Source organism: Streptomyces sp. TN58 (genome assembly GCF_001941845.1).
GTDB lineage: Bacteria > Actinomycetota > Actinomycetes > Streptomycetales > Streptomycetaceae > Streptomyces.
Genome location: NZ_CP018870.1, coordinates 3,735,022 through 3,750,350, shown reverse-complemented (window position 1 = coordinate 3,750,350; position 15,329 = coordinate 3,735,022). Strand labels below are relative to the sequence as shown.

Here is a 15,329-nt window from a genome sequence, read left to right as displayed (position 1 = left end):
AAGGCTTGAGGTTACCCATTCCCGACGCCGCAATGTAGCTGAGCGTGCGGTGATCTGTGTCGCTCAGGCGAGCCTTTGTCGGTAGGCCGCCCGCGGGGTCCGCGCCAGGATCGCCAGGTCCATCCCGAGCCAGTGGTTCTCCACATAATGCAGGTCGAGGAGAGCCATCTCCTCCCAGGGTAGGTCGGAGCGTTCGCTCACCTGCCACAAGCCGGTCATTCCGGGGCGTACCAGGAGCCGGTACGGGTGGTCCGTACGCGCCTGCGGGCGCGGGCCGACCAGCGACATCTCGCCGCGGACCACGTTGAGCAGCTGGGGGAGCCCGTCGAGGGCGAACCGCTCCAGGAGCGCACCCGGCCGGCCTGCCGCGGCCGTGGCGAAGCGCCAGGTCCGCAGCGGCCGCCCGGCGAGCCCGACGGCGGCCTCCCGCGCGAAGGGGTGCCCGCCGGTGGCCGCGTACATCAGTGCGGTGGCCGCTGCCAGCACCGGCGCGAGCAGGGTCAGCAGGATCGCCGCCCCGGCGAGGTCGAGCACCCGCTTCGCCGGCGGGGCCGCGGGTACCCGTACCCGGAACCGGGGGGCGGTGAGTGTGGGCGGCATGCCAGCACGCTGCCGTACGGGCATCGCGACCCGGGCGTGCCGCGCGGCGCGGGTCCCCCGTCCGGCCGCGCGGCGCGGGCCGCCGTCCGGCCCGGCCGCGCAGCGCGGGCCCGTCCGGCCGTACCACCCGGTGAACCCAAGGTTGCGCGTAAGGAGCGGCTAAAGGTTGAGCCGACCCGACTCAGTTCTGTTGACGCGCGCGCGGCGGTACGGCATGGTTGAGTCTGTTCCACTCAAGTCAGCTGGAGGAATCGAAATGGCACGTGCGGTCGGCATCGACCTGGGCACCACTAACTCCGTCGTCAGCGTTCTGGAAGGCGGCGAGCCCACCGTCATCACCAACGCCGAGGGCGCCAGGACCACGCCGTCCGTCGTCGCCTTCGCCAAGAACGGCGAGGTCCTCGTCGGCGAGGTGGCCAAGCGCCAGGCGGTCACGAACGTGGACCGGACCATCCGCTCCGTCAAGCGCCACATGGGCACTGACTGGAAGATCAACCTGGATGGCAAGGACTTCAACCCGCAGCAGATGAGCGCCTTCATCCTGCAGAAGCTGAAGCGCGACGCCGAGGCCTACCTGGGTGAGAAGGTCACGGACGCGGTCATCACCGTCCCGGCCTACTTCAACGACTCCGAGCGCCAGGCGACGAAGGAGGCCGGCGAGATCGCGGGTCTGAACGTCCTGCGCATCGTCAACGAGCCGACGGCCGCCGCCCTGGCCTACGGCCTCGACAAGGACGACCAGACCATTCTCGTCTTCGACCTCGGTGGCGGCACCTTCGACGTGTCGCTCCTGGAGATCGGCGACGGCGTCGTCGAGGTCAAGGCCACCAACGGTGACAACCACCTCGGTGGTGACGACTGGGACCAGCGCGTCGTCGACTACCTGGTGAAGCAGTTCGCCAACGGCCACGGCGTCGACCTGTCCAAGGACAAGATGGCGCTCCAGCGTCTGCGCGAGGCCGCCGAGAAGGCGAAGATCGAGCTGTCCTCCTCCACGGAGACCTCGATCAACCTCCCCTACATCACGGCCTCCGCCGAGGGCCCGCTGCACCTGGACGAGAAGCTCACGCGCTCGCAGTTCCAGCAGCTCACCGCGGACCTGCTCGACCGCTGCAAGACCCCGTTCCACAACGTCATCAAGGACGCCGGCATCCAGCTGTCCGAGATCGACCACGTGGTCCTCGTCGGCGGCTCCACCCGCATGCCGGCCGTCGCCGAGCTCGTCAAGGAGCTGACCGGCGGCCAGGACGCCAACAAGGGCGTCAACCCGGACGAGGTCGTCGCCATCGGCGCCACCCTCCAGGCCGGTGTCCTCAAGGGTGAGGTCAAGGACGTCCTGCTCCTCGACGTGACCCCGCTGTCCCTCGGCATCGAGACCAAGGGCGGCATCATGACCAAGCTCATCGAGCGCAACACCACGATCCCGACCAAGCGGTCCGAGATCTTCACGACGGCCGAGGACAACCAGCCGTCCGTGCAGATCCAGGTCTACCAGGGCGAGCGCGAGATCGCGGCGTACAACAAGAAGCTCGGCATGTTCGAGCTGACCGGCCTGCCCCCGGCACCGCGCGGCGTCCCGCAGATCGAGGTCTCCTTCGACATCGACGCGAACGGCATCATGCACGTCACGGCCAAGGACCTCGGCACGGGCAAGGAGCAGAAGATGACCGTCACCGGCGGCTCTTCGCTCGGCAAGGACGAGGTCGACCGCATGCGCCAGGAGGCGGAGCAGTACGCGGAGGAGGACCTGCGCCGCAAGGAGGCCGCCGAGTCCCGCAACCAGGGCGAGCAGCTCGTCTACCAGACGGAGAAGTTCGTCAAGGACAACGAGGACAAGGTCCCGGCCGAGGTCAAGACCGAGGTCGAGGCGGCTGTCGCCGAGCTGAAGGAGAAGCTCAAGGGCGAGGACACCGGCGAGATCCGCACCGCGACCGAGAAGCTCGCGGCGGTCAGCCAGAAGCTCGGCCAGGCGCTCTACGCCGACGCGCAGGCCGCCCAGGGTGCCGCCGGCGCCGCCGGTGACGCGGGCCAGGCCAAGGCCGACGACGACGTCGTCGACGCCGAGATCGTCGACGACGAGAAGCCGAAGGGTGGCGCTGCCTGATGTCGGAGGAGACCCCGGGCTTCGAGGAGAAGCCCGAAGTCCCCGCCGACGCCGCTCAGGACGACGCCGAGCCGAAGGCCGCCGACTCCGCCGACACGGCGGAGGGGGCGGCCCCGGCCGGGGACAGCGCACAGGATGTGGCCCTGCTGGCGCAGCTGGACCAGGCCCGTACCGCGCTCGGTGAGCGCACCGCGGACCTCCAGCGGCTCCAGGCGGAGTACCAGAACTACCGCCGCCGGGTGGAGCGGGACCGGATCACCGTCAAGGAGATCGCGGTCGCGTCCCTCCTGACGGAGCTCCTGCCGACGCTCGACGACATCGGCCGGGCGCGGGAGCACGGCGAGCTGGTCGGCGGCTTCAAGTCGGTGGCCGAGTCGCTGGAGACGGTCGCCGCCAAGATGGGCCTGCAGCAGTTCGGCAAGGAGGGTGAGCCCTTCGACCCGACGGTCCACGAGGCCCTGATGCACTCGTACGCGCCGGACGTCACCGAGACGACCTGCGTGGCGATCCTGCAGCCGGGGTACCGGATCGGCGAGCGTACGATCCGTCCCGCGCGGGTCGCGGTGGCCGAGCCCCAGCCGGGCGCGGCCCCCAAGTCCGAGTCCGCGGAGGGCGACAAGCCGTCCGGCGAGGACGCGGATGCAGCCGACCAGGGCTGACGCAGTACACGTAGCGGCACGGGAGGAGGGACACCGGGGATGAGCACGAAGGACTTCGTGGAGAAGGACTACTACAAGGTCCTCGGTGTCCCGAAGGACGCCACCGAGGCCGAGATCAAGAAGGCGTACCGGAAGCTCGCTCGCGAGTACCACCCGGACGCCAACAAGGGCGACGCCTCCGCCGAGGCGCGCTTCAAGGAGATCTCCGAGGCGAACGACGTCCTCGGGGACGCCAAGAAGCGCAAGGAGTACGACGAGGCGCGCGCGCTGTTCGGCAACGGCGGCTTCCGCCCCGGGCCGGGCGGCGGCGGCTCGTTCAACTTCGACCTGGGCGACCTCTTCGGGGGCACCCAGCAGGGCGGTCAGGCCGGCGGCTTCGGCGGCGGCCTGGGCGACGTCTTCGGCGGCCTCTTCAACCGCGGCGCCGGCCCGGGTGCGGGCACCCGTACCCAGCCGCGCCGCGGCCAGGACATCGAGTCGGAGGTCACCCTCTCCTTCACCGAGGCGGTGGACGGGGCCACGGTCCCGCTGCGGATGTCCTCGCAGGCGCCCTGCAAGGCCTGTTCGGGCACCGGCGACAAGAACGGCACGCCCAGGGTGTGCCCGACCTGCGTCGGCACCGGCCAGGTCTCGCGCGGCAGCGGCGGCGGCTTCTCGCTGACGGACCCCTGCGCGGACTGCAAGGGCCGCGGCCTGATCGCGGAGACCCCCTGCGACGTCTGCAAGGGCAGCGGCCGGGCCCGCAGCTCCCGCACCATGCAGGTCCGGATCCCGGCGGGCGTCTCCGACGGCCAGCGGATCCGGCTGCGCGGCAAGGGCGCACCGGGCGAGCGGGGCGGTCCGGCCGGCGACCTGTACGTGGTGGTCCACGTCGGAACCCACCCGGTCTTCGGCCGCAAGGACGACAACCTGACGGTGACCGTCCCCGTGACGTTCGCCGAGGCCGCGCTGGGCGCCGACATCAGGGTCCCGACCCTGAACGGCCCCGCGGTGACGCTGAAACTTCCCCCGGGCACCCCGAACGGGCGTACGATGCGGGCCCGCGGCAAGGGCGCGGTCCGCAAGGACGGCACCCGCGGGGACCTCCTCGTCACCGTGGAGGTCGCGGTTCCGACCGAGCTGTCCGACAAGGCACGCGAGGCGCTGGAGATGTACCGCGAGGCGACGGAGTCGCAGGACCCGCGCTCCGCGCTGTTCGAGTCCGCGAAGGGAGCATGACATGGACGGCCGCCGACGACAGTCTTCCCGTCTGGGGGGCGGTGCCTACCCACTCACCGACGAGACCCCGGTCTACGTGATCTCGGTGGCCGCCCAGCTCTCGGGCCTGCACCCGCAGACCCTCCGCCAGTACGACCGCCTCGGCCTGGTCTCCCCGGACCGTACGGCCGGCCGCGGCCGGCGCTACTCGGCCCGGGACATCGAGCTGCTGCGCACGGTGCAGACGCTGTCCCAGGACGAGGGCATCAACCTGGCGGGCATCAAGCGGATCATCGAACTGGAGAACCAGGTGGCCGCGCTCCAGCAGCGCGTCGCCGAGCTCTCCGCCGCGGTGGACGGCGCGGCAGCCACGCTGCGGGCCCGCGAGGCCCAGGTACACGCCTCGTACCGCCGGGACCTGGTCCCGTACCAGCCCCCGCAGCCGGGCAGCGCCCTGGTCGTCTGGCGCCCGAGCCCCAAGCGCCCGCTGGACTGAGCGGCAAGCCGCCCCGGCCCCGGAAGTACACCCGCAGGCCCCGCCCTTCCCCGGGCGGGGCCTGCGGCGCGTTCTAGAGGCCTTCGTGGTCAGGCCCGGCGTCCTCGCCCTCCTCGGGGGCCGAGGGGCGGCCCAGGATGCCCGAGCGGGCTATCAGGTAGCCGAGCTGGGCGCGGCTGCCGCTGCCGAGGGTGGTGGCGAGCTTGGCGATGTGGGCGCGGCAGGTGCGGACGTTCATGCCGAGGCGGCGGGCTATGGCCTCGTCCACGTGCCCCTCGATGAGGAGCTGGGCGATGGTGCGCTGCACGCCGGTGACGCCGCCCGGGGTGCTGCGGTACGTCACCTCCTCGGTGAGCGGGACGGCGCGGTGCCAGAGCTGCTCGAAGACCTTGATGAGGTAGTCGACGAGGCCGGGGTGGCGCAGTTCCAGCGCGACCCGGCGGTCGTCGCTCACCGGGATGAAGGCGACGGTGCGGTCGAAGATGATCAGGCGCTCTATCAGCTCTTCGAGGGTGCGGATCTCGACCTTGCCGGTGGAGATCCGGTCCACGTAGGCGAGGGTGCCCTGGCTGTGCCGGGCGGTGTGCTGGTAGAGGGTCCGTATGCTGACCCCGCGGTCGATCAGCGGCTGGTCGCGCTCCAGGGCCTGTGTGAGGGCCTCGGAAGGCCGCGCTCCGCCCGGCTGGACCGTCAGCACCTCGGTGTGGCATTCGGCCGTGGCGAGGTTCAGCGCGGCGTTGATCCGTTCGAAACCCTCCAGCACCGTGATGGCATGGGTGTCGGCCGGGCTCTGTGCGCTGATGGCGAGGAAAGGCTCGAAAGTGTCGGTGAGATCTACAGCGCTGCGTCGGCGGTCCTGGATCTCGCGTTCAATCGGATGGAGCCGTTGAGCCAAAGCCACGGACGGGGGAACCGGGCGGAGCTGGTTGGCGTCATCCGGGTCGGGCTGCAGAAGGGCGAGTTCCAGCAGGCAGGGGGCGTTCTGGATCTCTCCCCGGGCTATCCGGCCGGTGCTCAGGGCGGCGGCGTACAGCCGGGTCCCCTCGGCGCACATGGACGTGACGGGGTGGGGATGTGTCGCCTTTGTCGGTTTTTGCGTCAAATCTCCACCCCCCAGGGTCCTGAACATGCAAGAACATGATGCATCGTCCCTGTGGCATTGACGTGCCTGAATGAGCCATCGTCTGTCACGCGGGGGAGAGGATTCCATCAAGTGAGGACGAAGCCGACCATGTACAAGAGAATGCTTCGCTCGGTGCTTGCCATAGGTTTCTCCGCCGTTGCGGTTTTTGGGGCAGTCAGCGCCGTCGAAAGTGACGCGGGGAGCGCTAGGGACGGTCAGGGTACGAGCCTGACGAGCACGGAGTTCGACACCGGCTGGACCACGGCGCCCGTGGGCAAGTACGCGGACACCGGCTGGACCGCCGCCGAGCTGGGCGGTAAGGACGACACGGGCTGGACCGAGGCTCCTGCGACGGTGTCCGCATGACCCCCGACGACCGCGGCTTCCGCCGCGAGATGGCGTCGGCATACCGCTCGGGCTGGCAGTTCATCGACCTCGCCACGGCCATCCCCCACCCCGGCGACTCGCTGATGGTCACCCTCTTCGGCCAGCCCATCGTCATCGTGCGCGAGGAGGACGAGGACGTCCGTGCCTACCGGTGCCTGCGCCGCCCGCGCGGCGCGCCGCAGCCCGTCCGCTGCGAGGTGCGCTACGGGATGGTCTTCGTCAATCTCGATCAGCGGGACCACCAGCTCTTCGAGCCCGACATCACCACCGCCACCCCCCGCAGTGCCTGAAGCGATTCCCCCGTCGTTCCAGATCGCTCAGGCGCTACCCCCACACAACGGCGCCGTCGTGGACCTGACCACGATGGCGCCGTTGTGATGCCCGCGTCCAGTGCGTGAACCGGACAAAGATGAAACGTCAACGGCTCATGCGCGACCCATGGCCCGGTCCAGGGTGATCTCCATGACCACACGGTCGGGATTGGGCGACGGGGTCCGCCCGTACCGCTCCGCGTAGCGCGCCACCGCGTCGGCGACCGACGCCTCGTCCGTGCGGATCACCGCACGGCCCTCCAGCGTGGCCCAGCGGCGCCCCTCCATCTGGCAGACCGCCACCCGCGCCCCGCCGCCCGCAGCGCCGCCGTCCTGCGCGGTCTGCGCGGTCTGCGCCGCCAGGACGTTGCGGACCTTTTTGCTGTTCTTGTTGCTGATCACCCGGGCCAGGCCGGCCTCCGGGTCGTAGGTCACGCCCACCGGCACCACGTGCGGGGTCCCGTCGGGGCGCGGGGTGGTCAGGGTGCAGACGTGGCGCTCCCGCCAGAAGGCGAGGTACTCGGGCGTCGGGTTGAGTACGTCATGGGACATGGGCCGAAGGGTACGGGGAAGGGTTCCCCTCAACTGCCTTGAGTGGAATAGACTCAACTTTGCATACGCTGACTCTGTCAGACCCACCCAGCGGTGCATCCCTCGGAGAGGAGAAGGCGCAGTGGACGCCGAGCTGACCAACAAGAGCCGCGACGCGCTGAACGCGGCCACCGGCAGGGCCGTCAAGGACGGCCACGCGGACCTCACCCCCGCACACCTGCTGCTGGCCCTGCTCGCCGGCGAGGACAACGAGAACCTGATCGACCTGCTGATCGCCACGGACGCGGACCAGGCCGCCGTGCGCAGCGGCGCCGAACGCCTCCTCGCCGCCCTGCCCAGCGTCACCGGCTCCACGGTCGCGCCCCCGCAGCCCACCCGCGAGCTGCTCGCCGTGCTCGCCGAGGCCGACAGCGAGGCCGGCAAGCTCGGCGACGAGTACCTCTCCACCGAGCACCTGCTCATCGCCATCGCCGCCAAGGGCGGCGCGGCCGGCGAGGTCCTTTCCACCCAGGGGGCGACGGCGCGCAAGCTGCTGGACGCCTTCCAGAACACACGAGGAGCACGGCGGGTGACCACCCCCGACCCCGAGGGCCAGTACAAGGCCCTGGAGAAGTTCGGCACCGACTTCACGGCGGCCGCCCGCGACGGCAAGCTCGACCCGGTCATCGGCCGCGACCACGAGATCCGCCGCGTCGTGCAGGTCCTGTCACGCCGTACGAAGAACAACCCGGTGCTCATCGGCGAGCCCGGCGTCGGCAAGACGGCCGTCGTCGAGGGCCTGGCCCAGCGCATCGTCAAGGGTGACGTGCCCGAATCCCTGAAGAACAAGCGGCTCGTCGCCCTCGACCTCGGCGCCATGGTCGCCGGCGCGAAGTACCGCGGCGAGTTCGAGGAGCGGCTCAAGACCGTCCTCGCGGAGATCAAGTCCAGCGAGGGCCAGATCATCACCTTCATCGACGAGCTGCACACGGTCGTCGGCGCGGGCGCCGGCGGCGACTCCGCGATGGACGCCGGCAACATGCTCAAGCCCATGCTGGCCCGCGGCGAGCTCCGCATGGTCGGCGCGACCACCCTCGACGAGTACCGCGAGCGCATCGAGAAGGACCCGGCCCTGGAGCGGCGCTTCCAGCAGGTGCTGGTCGCCGAGCCGTCCGTCGAGGACACGATCGCGATCCTGCGCGGGCTCAAGGGCCGCTACGAGGCCCACCACAAGGTGGTCATCAACGACAGCGCGCTGGTCGCCGCCGCGACCCTCTCCGACCGGTACATCACCTCCCGCTTCCTGCCCGACAAGGCCATCGACCTCGTCGACGAGGCCGCGTCCCGGCTGCGCATGGAGATCGACTCCTCGCCCGTCGAGATCGACGAGCTCCAGCGCTCGGTGGACCGCCTGCGGATGGAGGAGCTGGCGCTGAACAACGAGTCCGACCCGGCCTCGCGCGAGCGCCTCGACAAGATCCGCAAGGACCTCGCCGACCGGGAGGAGGAGCTGCGCGGCCTGACCGCCCGCTGGGAGAAGGAGAAGCAGTCCCTCAACCGGGTCGGCGAGCTCAAGGAGCGCCTGGACGACCTGCGCGGCCAGGCCGAGCGCGCCCAGCGCGACGGCGACTTCGACTCTGCCTCCAAGCTCCTGTACGGGGAGATCCCGCAGCTGGAGCGCGAGCTGGCCGAGGCCACCGAGGAGGAGGCCGCCGCCGAGAGCGCCAAGGACTCCATGGTCAAGGACGAGGTCGGCCCCGACGACATCGCGGACGTGGTGGGCGCCTGGACCGGCATCCCCGCCGGCCGGCTGCTGGAGGGGGAGACCCAGAAGCTGCTCCGCATGGAGGACGAGCTGGGCCGCCGCCTGATCGGTCAGACCGAGGCCGTACGGGCCGTCTCCGACGCCGTACGCCGCACCCGCGCCGGCATCGCCGACCCGGACCGGCCGACCGGCTCGTTCCTCTTCCTCGGCCCGACGGGCGTGGGCAAGACGGAGTTGGCCAAGGCGCTCGCCGACTTCCTCTTCGACGACGAGCGGGCCATGGTCCGCATCGACATGTCGGAGTACTCCGAGAAGCACAGCGTGGCCCGCCTCGTCGGCGCCCCGCCCGGCTACGTCGGCTACGAGGAGGGCGGCCAGCTCACCGAGGCGGTCCGGCGGCGCCCGTACAGCGTGGTGCTCCTCGACGAGGTGGAGAAGGCGCACCCGGAGGTCTTCGACATCCTGCTCCAGGTCCTCGACGACGGCCGGCTCACGGACGGCCAGGGCCGGACGGTGGACTTCCGCAACACCATCCTGATCCTGACCTCGAACCTGGGCAGCCAGTTTCTGATGGACCCGGTAACCCCGGCCGACCAGAAGAAGCAGCAGGTCCTGGACGTGGTCCGGGCGAGCTTCAAGCCGGAGTTCCTCAACCGCCTGGACGACCTGGTGGTCTTCTCCGCGCTGAGCCGCGACGAGCTGGCGCACATCGCCGAGCTGCAGATCGGCCGCCTCGCCAAGCGGCTGGCCGACCGGCGGCTGACCCTGGACGTCACCCCCGGGGCCCTGGCCTGGCTGGCGGACAAGGGCAACGACCCGGCGTACGGTGCCAGGCCGCTGCGCCGCCTGATCCAGACGGCGATCGGCGACCGCCTGGCGAAGGAGATCCTCTCCGGAGAGGTCCGCGACGGCGACACCGTGCGCGTCGACGCGGCGGGCGAGGACCTGCTGGTGGGCAAGGCGCTCTGACGGATCCGCCGGATCCGCGGGGGCTCTCCGCCCCTGCACCCCGCGTACAGGCACGTGCGCGGGGTGCACTCCTGTCCGCCCGCAGCGGATACGCGACCGTCGGGCTGGACATGGGGTGGGCGGGATGGGGGAGGATGCAAGTATCCGCACGAAGGGAAGTACACGGTGAGCATCGACCCGGCCTCGATTCCGAACTTCGGAGGGCAGCAGCCCGATCCGCAGGCCACAGGACCGGCGGGCCCCGTCGTCCCCGACCAGGATCTGGTCAAGCAGCTGCTGGAGCAGATGGAGCTCAAGTACGTCGTCGACGACGAGGGTGACCTCGCGGCGCCGTGGGAGGAGTTCCGTACGTACTTCATGTTCCGCGGCGAAGCGGAGCAGCAGGTCTTCTCGGTGCGGACCTTCTACGACCGTCCGCACAAGATCGACGAGAAGCCGCAGCTCCTTGAGTCGATCGACGACTGGAACCGTCGCACCCTGTGGCCGAAGGTCTACAGCCACACCCACGACGACGGCTCGGTCCGCCTGATCGGCGAGGCGCAGATGCTGATCGGCACCGGCGTCAACCTGGAGCACTTCGTGTCCTCCACGGTCAGCTGGGTCCGCGCCTCCATCGAGTTCGACAAGTGGCTCACGGAGCAGCTCGGACTGGAGAAGGACATCGACTCCGCCGACGGCGAGGAGGAGGACGGCGGGGGCAACTGACCCCGGCCCTCCCTCACGGGGCACCTCGGCGAAGAGCAGGAGGTAGACCCCGCAGGCGTACCTGAGCCCGTCCGGCCCCGCGGTCACCCCGACCGCGGAGCCCGGCCGGGCTCATGCCGTTAACGGCGGCCGCCGCCCGCCGGGGATGGCACGTAGCCGCCGCGCCGAACGCGAGCCCTCGGCGCTGCCCGGTGGTACCGCCGGAGTCGGCCGTCCGCTGTCAGCGCCCCAGGCGGCCGAGGCGGTCCGCCGCCTCCCGCAGCACGGTCGTGCGCTTGCAGAACGCCCAGCGCACCTGCGTGGCACCGGCGGTCTTGTCGTCGTAGAAGACCTGGTTCGGGATGGCGACGACCCCGCAGCGCTCGGGCAGGGCGCGGCAGAAGGCGAGGCCGTCCTTCTCGCCGAGGGGGGTGATGTCGGTGGTGATGAAGTAGGTGCCCTGGGGGCGGAAGACCTCGAAGCCCGCCGACGCGAGGCCGTCGGCGAGGATGTCTCGCTTGGCGGCGAGGTCGGCACGGAAGGACTCGTAGTAGGCGTCCGGCAGGTCCAGGGCCTCCGCGACGGCGTACTGGAAGGGGCCCGAGGAGACGTAGGTGAGGAACTGCTTCGCCGTGCGGACGGCGGAGACGAGCTCGGGCGGAGCCGTCAGCCAGCCGACCTTCCAGCCGGTGAACGAGAACGTCTTGCCGGCGCTGCTGATCGTGACCGTGCGCTCGCGCATCCCCGGGAACCCCGCCAGCGGCGTGTGGGAGCCCTCGAAGACCAGGTGCTCGTACACCTCGTCGGTGACGACCAGCAGATCACGCTCGACGGCGAGCGCGGCGATCGCCGTGAGCTCGTCCGGGGTGAGGACGGTGCCCGTCGGGTTGTGCGGGGTGTTCAGCAGGAGCAGCCGGGTGCGCGGGGTGACGGCGGCGCGCAGCTCGTCCAGGTCGAGGACGAAGGCCGCGCCGTGCGGGCGCAGGGTGACCGGGACACGGGTGGCGCCGGCCATCGCGATACAGGCCGCGTAGGAGTCGTAGAACGGTTCGAGGGCGATGACCTCGTCACCGGGCTCCAGGAGGGCGAGGAGGGAGGCGGCGATGGCCTCCGTGGCGCCGGCGGTGACCAGGACCTCGGCGTCGGGGTCGTAGCCGAGCCCGTAGAAGCGCTGCTGGTGCGCGGCGATCGCGCGGCGCAGCTCCGGGACGCCGGGGCCGGGCGGGTACTGGTTGCCGAGCCCGGTGAGGACCGCGCGGGAGGCCGCCTCGGCGATCTGCGCCGGGCCGTCGGTGTCGGGGAAGCCCTGGCCGAGGTTGATCGCCCCGGTGCGCGCGGCCAGCGCCGACATCTCCGCGAAGATCGTGGTGCCGAAGGGTGCCAGGCGGCGGTTGAGGAAGGGGCGGTCGCTGCTCACGGGTGCGCTCATGGGCGTCATCCTGCGGGCAACCTCTGGACTTGCTCAAGTGTGCTTTGGGCCGTGCGGGCCTTGGGAATCCCCCCTGCACGCGGGACGCGGGGATCCCGCTCCCCGGGAGGACCGGGGCGTGAGAGAGGGGGCGGACATGGAGTTTGTCTTCGTAGTGCTCGTGCTGTGTGCGGGGGTCGCCCTCCTGTGGAGGCTCGTACGGCCCAGGACCGTGTACGGTCCGCGTCCGGTCCGCCGGCGCCGCGGAAGGCGCAGCTGGTGGGCGGGCGAGGGGGGTTCGTCGGGCAGCGGCTCGTCGTCCTCGTGCGGGTCGTCCTCCTCCTGTGGTTCGTCCTCGTCGTGCGGGGGCGGGGGGTGTGGCGGCGGCAGCTGACACGGGGCAGCCGGCGCCGCCTCGGCGCGGGCGTCCGACGGCCCGTTTTCCGTCGGGCGTCCCGCGCGTTGCCGATGCATCCCGACGCGCGGAACGCAACCTTATGAACACGTGAACTGCCGAGCCCCCGGGGGGATGTAAACCCCGTCAAGTTGGGTAAAAACGCTGTGAGTGCCGTGCCTTTCATGATTCCCTCGGTTGAGTAGACCAGTCCTCGGACCTCCCTGGACTTCCTGTGGACCCGTGCCGGTTTCCCCCCACCCGTGTTTGCCACCGCTGGCGGGCCCCGGCCCATCTCCCTCGCGCGTTTGCGGAGCCGACTCATGCTCACGACCCTCCAGACCTCATACACCGACACGCGTGCCGCCGATCTCGCCTGGGCCCTGGGTCGGGACCGGCTGCCCGCCCTGGCCGTGCTGAACCTCGAACTTTCCGGCGCGAAGGTCGAGTTGCGCCTGCTCGGGGCCTCCCATCAGGTTCTGCTGGAGGAGAAGGACGTGCTCTGTTCGGAGACGGTCGCCTGCATGCCGGGCAGCAGTACGCCGCTGCCGCTCGGTGTGGCGAAGCGGGTCGGCGACTGGGAGTACGAGTTCGCCGCGCGGGTCGAGACGCTGTCGCGGGGATCCTTCGCCGGGCGGGCCCAGGAGCTCCTCGCACTGGTGGCGGACCACCCGAACGGGCTAGCGGGGACGTTCCCCGGAAGCCCGCACGCCTTCACCGCCATGCTCGCCCAGCGCTACGAGGGCCAGGTGCGGTGGCGTACGTGGCACGCGTACCCGCAGGAAGGGCAGTTGGTGGCCACGCGGACACGGGTCGGGGTGCGGATGGGCGCCCCGGCGCCGGCCCTGGAATCGCCCGCCCTGCTGTAGGCCGTACGGGCGAGAGGCGCCTGCCGCCGGAGTGCGGCCGTCCGGGCGCGCCGCGGGGCCGGATGCGGGTTGGTTACGCCAACTGGCCCAATCGGTGCGCCACTTGCACCCATGTGGGTGACCGGATGCGAGTGGGCGGTGACGTACGGTTCGCTGCATGATCGACCGTTCCGTCCCGCGCCGGGTCCTCCCGGCTCCGGAGCCGGGAGGCGCCGAGACCGTCACGGCCGGCCTGCCCGTACGGCCCCGGACCGGCCGACTCCTGGTCCTGGCCACCGTGTTCGTCTGCGCCGCCTGCGGGCTCGTGTACGAGCTGGAGCTGCTCGCCCTGGGCACGTACCTCATCGGCGACTCCGTCACCCAGGCGTCGGTCGTGCTGTCCGTCATGGTCTTCGCCATGGGTGTCGGCTCCCTGCTCGCCAAAAGCTTCCGGCACCGGCCCGCCCTCGGCTTCGGCGTCATCGAGGCCGGGCTCGCCCTCCTCGGCGGCCTCTCCGCCATGGCGCTGTACGCGAGCTTCGCCTGGCTGGGGGAGTCCCGGCCGGCGCTCGTCGCCTTCTCCTTCGCCATCGGCATGCTCATCGGCGCCGAGATCCCGCTGCTGATGGTCCTCATCCAGCGCATCCGCAGACAGGACGCGGGCGGCGCCGTCGCCGACCTGTTCGCCGCCGACTACGTGGGCGCCCTCGTCGGCGGCCTCGCCTTCCCGTTCCTGCTGCTGCCGATGCTCGGCCAGCTCACCGGCGCCATGCTCACCGGCACGGTCAACGCCGTCGTCGGCGGCGGCCTGGTCCTGTGGCTCTTCCGCCACGACCTGAGCCGGCGCTGCCGCTGGCTGCTCATCGCCGCGAACCTGACCGTCCTCGTCGTGCTGGCCTCCGCGACCGTCCTCGCCGACGACTTCGAGCGCCTCGCCCGACGCGCGGTCTACGGAGCCGAGGTGCGGGTCGCCGTCCAGACCGGGGTGCAGGAGCTGGTGCTCACCGGCCCCGCGACCGGCTCGCCGCGCTCCCTCGACCTCTACCTCGACGGACGGCTGCGGGTCAGCGGCTACGACGAGTACCGCTACCACGAGTCCCTGGTCCACCCGGCGATGACCGGCCCGCACGCCCGGGTCCTCGTCCTCGGCGGCGGCGACGGCCTCGCCGCCCGCGAGGTGCTCCGCTACCGCGACGTCGCCTCCGTCACCGTCGTCGAGCTCGATCCCGGCGTGGTCCACCTCGCCCGCACCGATCCCATGCTCTCCGCGCTCAACGCCGGGGTGTTCGCCGACCCGCGCCTGGCCGTCGTCCACCAGGACGCCTTCCACTGGCTGCGCGGACCCGCCGCGCACGAGCGCTTCGACGTGATCGTCTCCGACCTCCCCGACCCGGGCATCACCCCCAGCACGAAGCTGTACTCGCAGGAGTTCTACGGACTGGCGGTGCGGGCCCTGGCCCCCGGCGGCCGGATGGCCGTGCACGCCGGGCCCCTGGCGACGCGGCCCCGTACGTACTGGACCGTCGACTCCACCCTCCGCGCCGCCGGCCTGCGCACCACCCCCTACAGCGCGGGCGGCCGCCTGACCGGATTCGCCGCCGGACCCGACCGCACGCACCGCGGGGGGACCGGCGCGCCGCCGCGGGACTGGGGGTTCGTCCTGGCCGCCCGCGACCAGGAGCCCCTGCTGCGCGTGGACCGCGAAACGCCCGCGCTGCGGTCCCTGTCGAGCGGATCCCTCCAGGACGCGGCACGTGACGCCGAGCGCACCCGGGTGGACGGACTTCCGCCCTCGACGCTGCCGCATCCGCGGTATTCGTGACCCGGTGCGGTCCAGGCCGTAGGCTCGACCG

14 protein-coding genes are annotated in these 15,329 nt (G+C 71.2%); 10 read left to right on the top strand and 4 right to left on the bottom strand.

Annotated elements, in window-relative coordinates:
• Positions 1–63: 63 nt before the first annotated feature.
• On the bottom strand, positions 64–600 hold the full coding sequence (locus tag BSL84_RS16950; RefSeq protein WP_045321617.1) for a sugar transferase: 537 nt from the start codon (positions 598–600) through the stop codon (positions 64–66).
• 256 nt (positions 601–856) lie between these two features.
• Between BSL84_RS16950 and dnaK the strand changes: the two genes are divergently transcribed.
• The 4 genes from dnaK to BSL84_RS16930 are packed head-to-tail and all read left to right on the top strand — an operon-like array spanning position 857 to position 5,056.
• Positions 857–2,704, top strand: coding sequence for a molecular chaperone DnaK (dnaK, locus tag BSL84_RS16945; protein ID WP_030026729.1), 1,848 nt, complete (start codon positions 857–859; stop codon positions 2,702–2,704).
• Entirely contained in the window at positions 2,704–3,363 is a 660-nt protein-coding gene (gene grpE / locus BSL84_RS16940; RefSeq protein WP_030026728.1) for a nucleotide exchange factor GrpE, read from the top strand. Before dnaK ends, grpE begins: the two co-directional genes overlap by 1 nt.
• Before the next feature lie 39 nt (positions 3,364–3,402).
• The gene (gene dnaJ, locus BSL84_RS16935; protein WP_030026726.1) at positions 3,403–4,581 is read left to right on the top strand and encodes a molecular chaperone DnaJ; all 1,179 of its coding nucleotides are present in this window, start codon (positions 3,403–3,405) and stop codon (positions 4,579–4,581) included.
• Between the two features lies 1 nt (position 4,582).
• Positions 4,583–5,056, top strand: a complete 474-nt coding sequence (locus tag BSL84_RS16930; RefSeq protein ID WP_030026723.1) for a heat shock protein transcriptional repressor HspR — start codon at positions 4,583–4,585, stop codon at positions 5,054–5,056.
• A gap of 73 nt (positions 5,057–5,129) precedes the next feature.
• Here BSL84_RS16930 and BSL84_RS16925 read toward each other — a convergent pair whose 3' ends face one another.
• The gene (locus BSL84_RS16925; RefSeq protein WP_051873063.1) at positions 5,130–6,185 is read right to left on the bottom strand and encodes a hypothetical protein; all 1,056 of its coding nucleotides are present in this window, start codon (positions 6,183–6,185) and stop codon (positions 5,130–5,132) included.
• 84 nt (positions 6,186–6,269) lie between these two features.
• On the opposite strand from BSL84_RS16925, the gene BSL84_RS16920 reads away from it, so the two are divergent.
• Positions 6,270–6,545, top strand: a complete 276-nt coding sequence (locus BSL84_RS16920) for a hypothetical protein (RefSeq protein WP_030026719.1) — start codon at positions 6,270–6,272, stop codon at positions 6,543–6,545.
• Complete coding sequence (locus BSL84_RS16915) at positions 6,542–6,856, top strand: hypothetical protein (RefSeq protein WP_030026718.1); 315 nt, start codon at positions 6,542–6,544, stop codon at positions 6,854–6,856. The genes BSL84_RS16920 and BSL84_RS16915 overlap by 4 nt, the downstream gene beginning before the upstream one ends.
• Positions 6,857–6,991: 135 nt before the next feature.
• Here BSL84_RS16915 and BSL84_RS16910 read toward each other — a convergent pair whose 3' ends face one another.
• Positions 6,992–7,429, bottom strand: a complete 438-nt coding sequence (locus BSL84_RS16910; RefSeq protein WP_030026717.1) for a pyridoxamine 5'-phosphate oxidase family protein — start codon at positions 7,427–7,429, stop codon at positions 6,992–6,994.
• Between the two features lie 121 nt (positions 7,430–7,550).
• On the opposite strand from BSL84_RS16910, the gene clpB reads away from it, so the two are divergent.
• Positions 7,551–10,142 carry an ATP-dependent chaperone ClpB gene (gene clpB, locus BSL84_RS16905; protein WP_030026715.1) on the top strand — a complete coding sequence of 864 codons (2,592 nt, stop codon included), beginning with the start codon at positions 7,551–7,553 and terminating at the stop codon, positions 10,140–10,142.
• A 165-nt stretch (positions 10,143–10,307) separates the two neighbouring features.
• Positions 10,308–10,847 carry a YbjN domain-containing protein gene (locus BSL84_RS16900; RefSeq protein ID WP_075970659.1) on the top strand — a complete coding sequence of 180 codons (540 nt, stop codon included), beginning with the start codon at positions 10,308–10,310 and terminating at the stop codon, positions 10,845–10,847.
• A gap of 220 nt (positions 10,848–11,067) precedes the next feature.
• On the opposite strand, the gene BSL84_RS16895 is transcribed toward BSL84_RS16900, so the two are convergent.
• Positions 11,068–12,264 carry a pyridoxal phosphate-dependent aminotransferase gene (locus BSL84_RS16895; RefSeq protein ID WP_075970658.1) on the bottom strand — a complete coding sequence of 399 codons (1,197 nt, stop codon included), beginning with the start codon at positions 12,262–12,264 and terminating at the stop codon, positions 11,068–11,070.
• A 687-nt stretch (positions 12,265–12,951) separates the two neighbouring features.
• Between BSL84_RS16895 and BSL84_RS16885 the strand changes: the two genes are divergently transcribed.
• Both BSL84_RS16885 and BSL84_RS16880 read left to right on the top strand, forming a co-directional pair.
• The gene (locus BSL84_RS16885) at positions 12,952–13,497 is read left to right on the top strand and encodes a DUF2617 family protein (RefSeq protein ID WP_075970657.1); all 546 of its coding nucleotides are present in this window, start codon (positions 12,952–12,954) and stop codon (positions 13,495–13,497) included.
• Positions 13,498–13,654: 157 nt separating this feature from the next.
• Entirely contained in the window at positions 13,655–15,298 is a 1,644-nt protein-coding gene (locus BSL84_RS16880; protein ID WP_030026706.1) for a polyamine aminopropyltransferase, read from the top strand.
• Positions 15,299–15,329 lie beyond the last annotated feature (31 nt).

Bases quoted from the DNA above. Each gene is read 5' to 3' on its own strand.
- BSL84_RS16950 (WP_045321617.1), bottom strand. From the start codon at position 600: ATGCCGCCCACACTCACCGCCCCCCGGTTCCGGGTACGGGTACCCGCG.
- dnaK (WP_030026729.1), top strand. From the start codon at position 857: ATGGCACGTGCGGTCGGCATCGACCTGGGCACCACTAACTCCGTCGTC.
- grpE (WP_030026728.1), top strand. From the start codon at position 2,704: ATGTCGGAGGAGACCCCGGGCTTCGAGGAGAAGCCCGAAGTCCCCGCC.
- dnaJ (WP_030026726.1), top strand. From the start codon at position 3,403: ATGAGCACGAAGGACTTCGTGGAGAAGGACTACTACAAGGTCCTCGGT.
- BSL84_RS16930 (WP_030026723.1), top strand. From the start codon at position 4,583: ATGGACGGCCGCCGACGACAGTCTTCCCGTCTGGGGGGCGGTGCCTAC.
- BSL84_RS16925 (WP_051873063.1), bottom strand. From the start codon at position 6,185: ATGTTCAGGACCCTGGGGGGTGGAGATTTGACGCAAAAACCGACAAAG.
- BSL84_RS16915 (WP_030026718.1), top strand. From the start codon at position 6,542: ATGACCCCCGACGACCGCGGCTTCCGCCGCGAGATGGCGTCGGCATAC.
- BSL84_RS16910 (WP_030026717.1), bottom strand. From the start codon at position 7,429: ATGTCCCATGACGTACTCAACCCGACGCCCGAGTACCTCGCCTTCTGG.
- BSL84_RS16895 (WP_075970658.1), bottom strand. From the start codon at position 12,264: ATGACGCCCATGAGCGCACCCGTGAGCAGCGACCGCCCCTTCCTCAAC.
- BSL84_RS16885 (WP_075970657.1), top strand. From the start codon at position 12,952: ATGCTCACGACCCTCCAGACCTCATACACCGACACGCGTGCCGCCGAT.
- BSL84_RS16880 (WP_030026706.1), top strand. From the start codon at position 13,655: ATGATCGACCGTTCCGTCCCGCGCCGGGTCCTCCCGGCTCCGGAGCCG.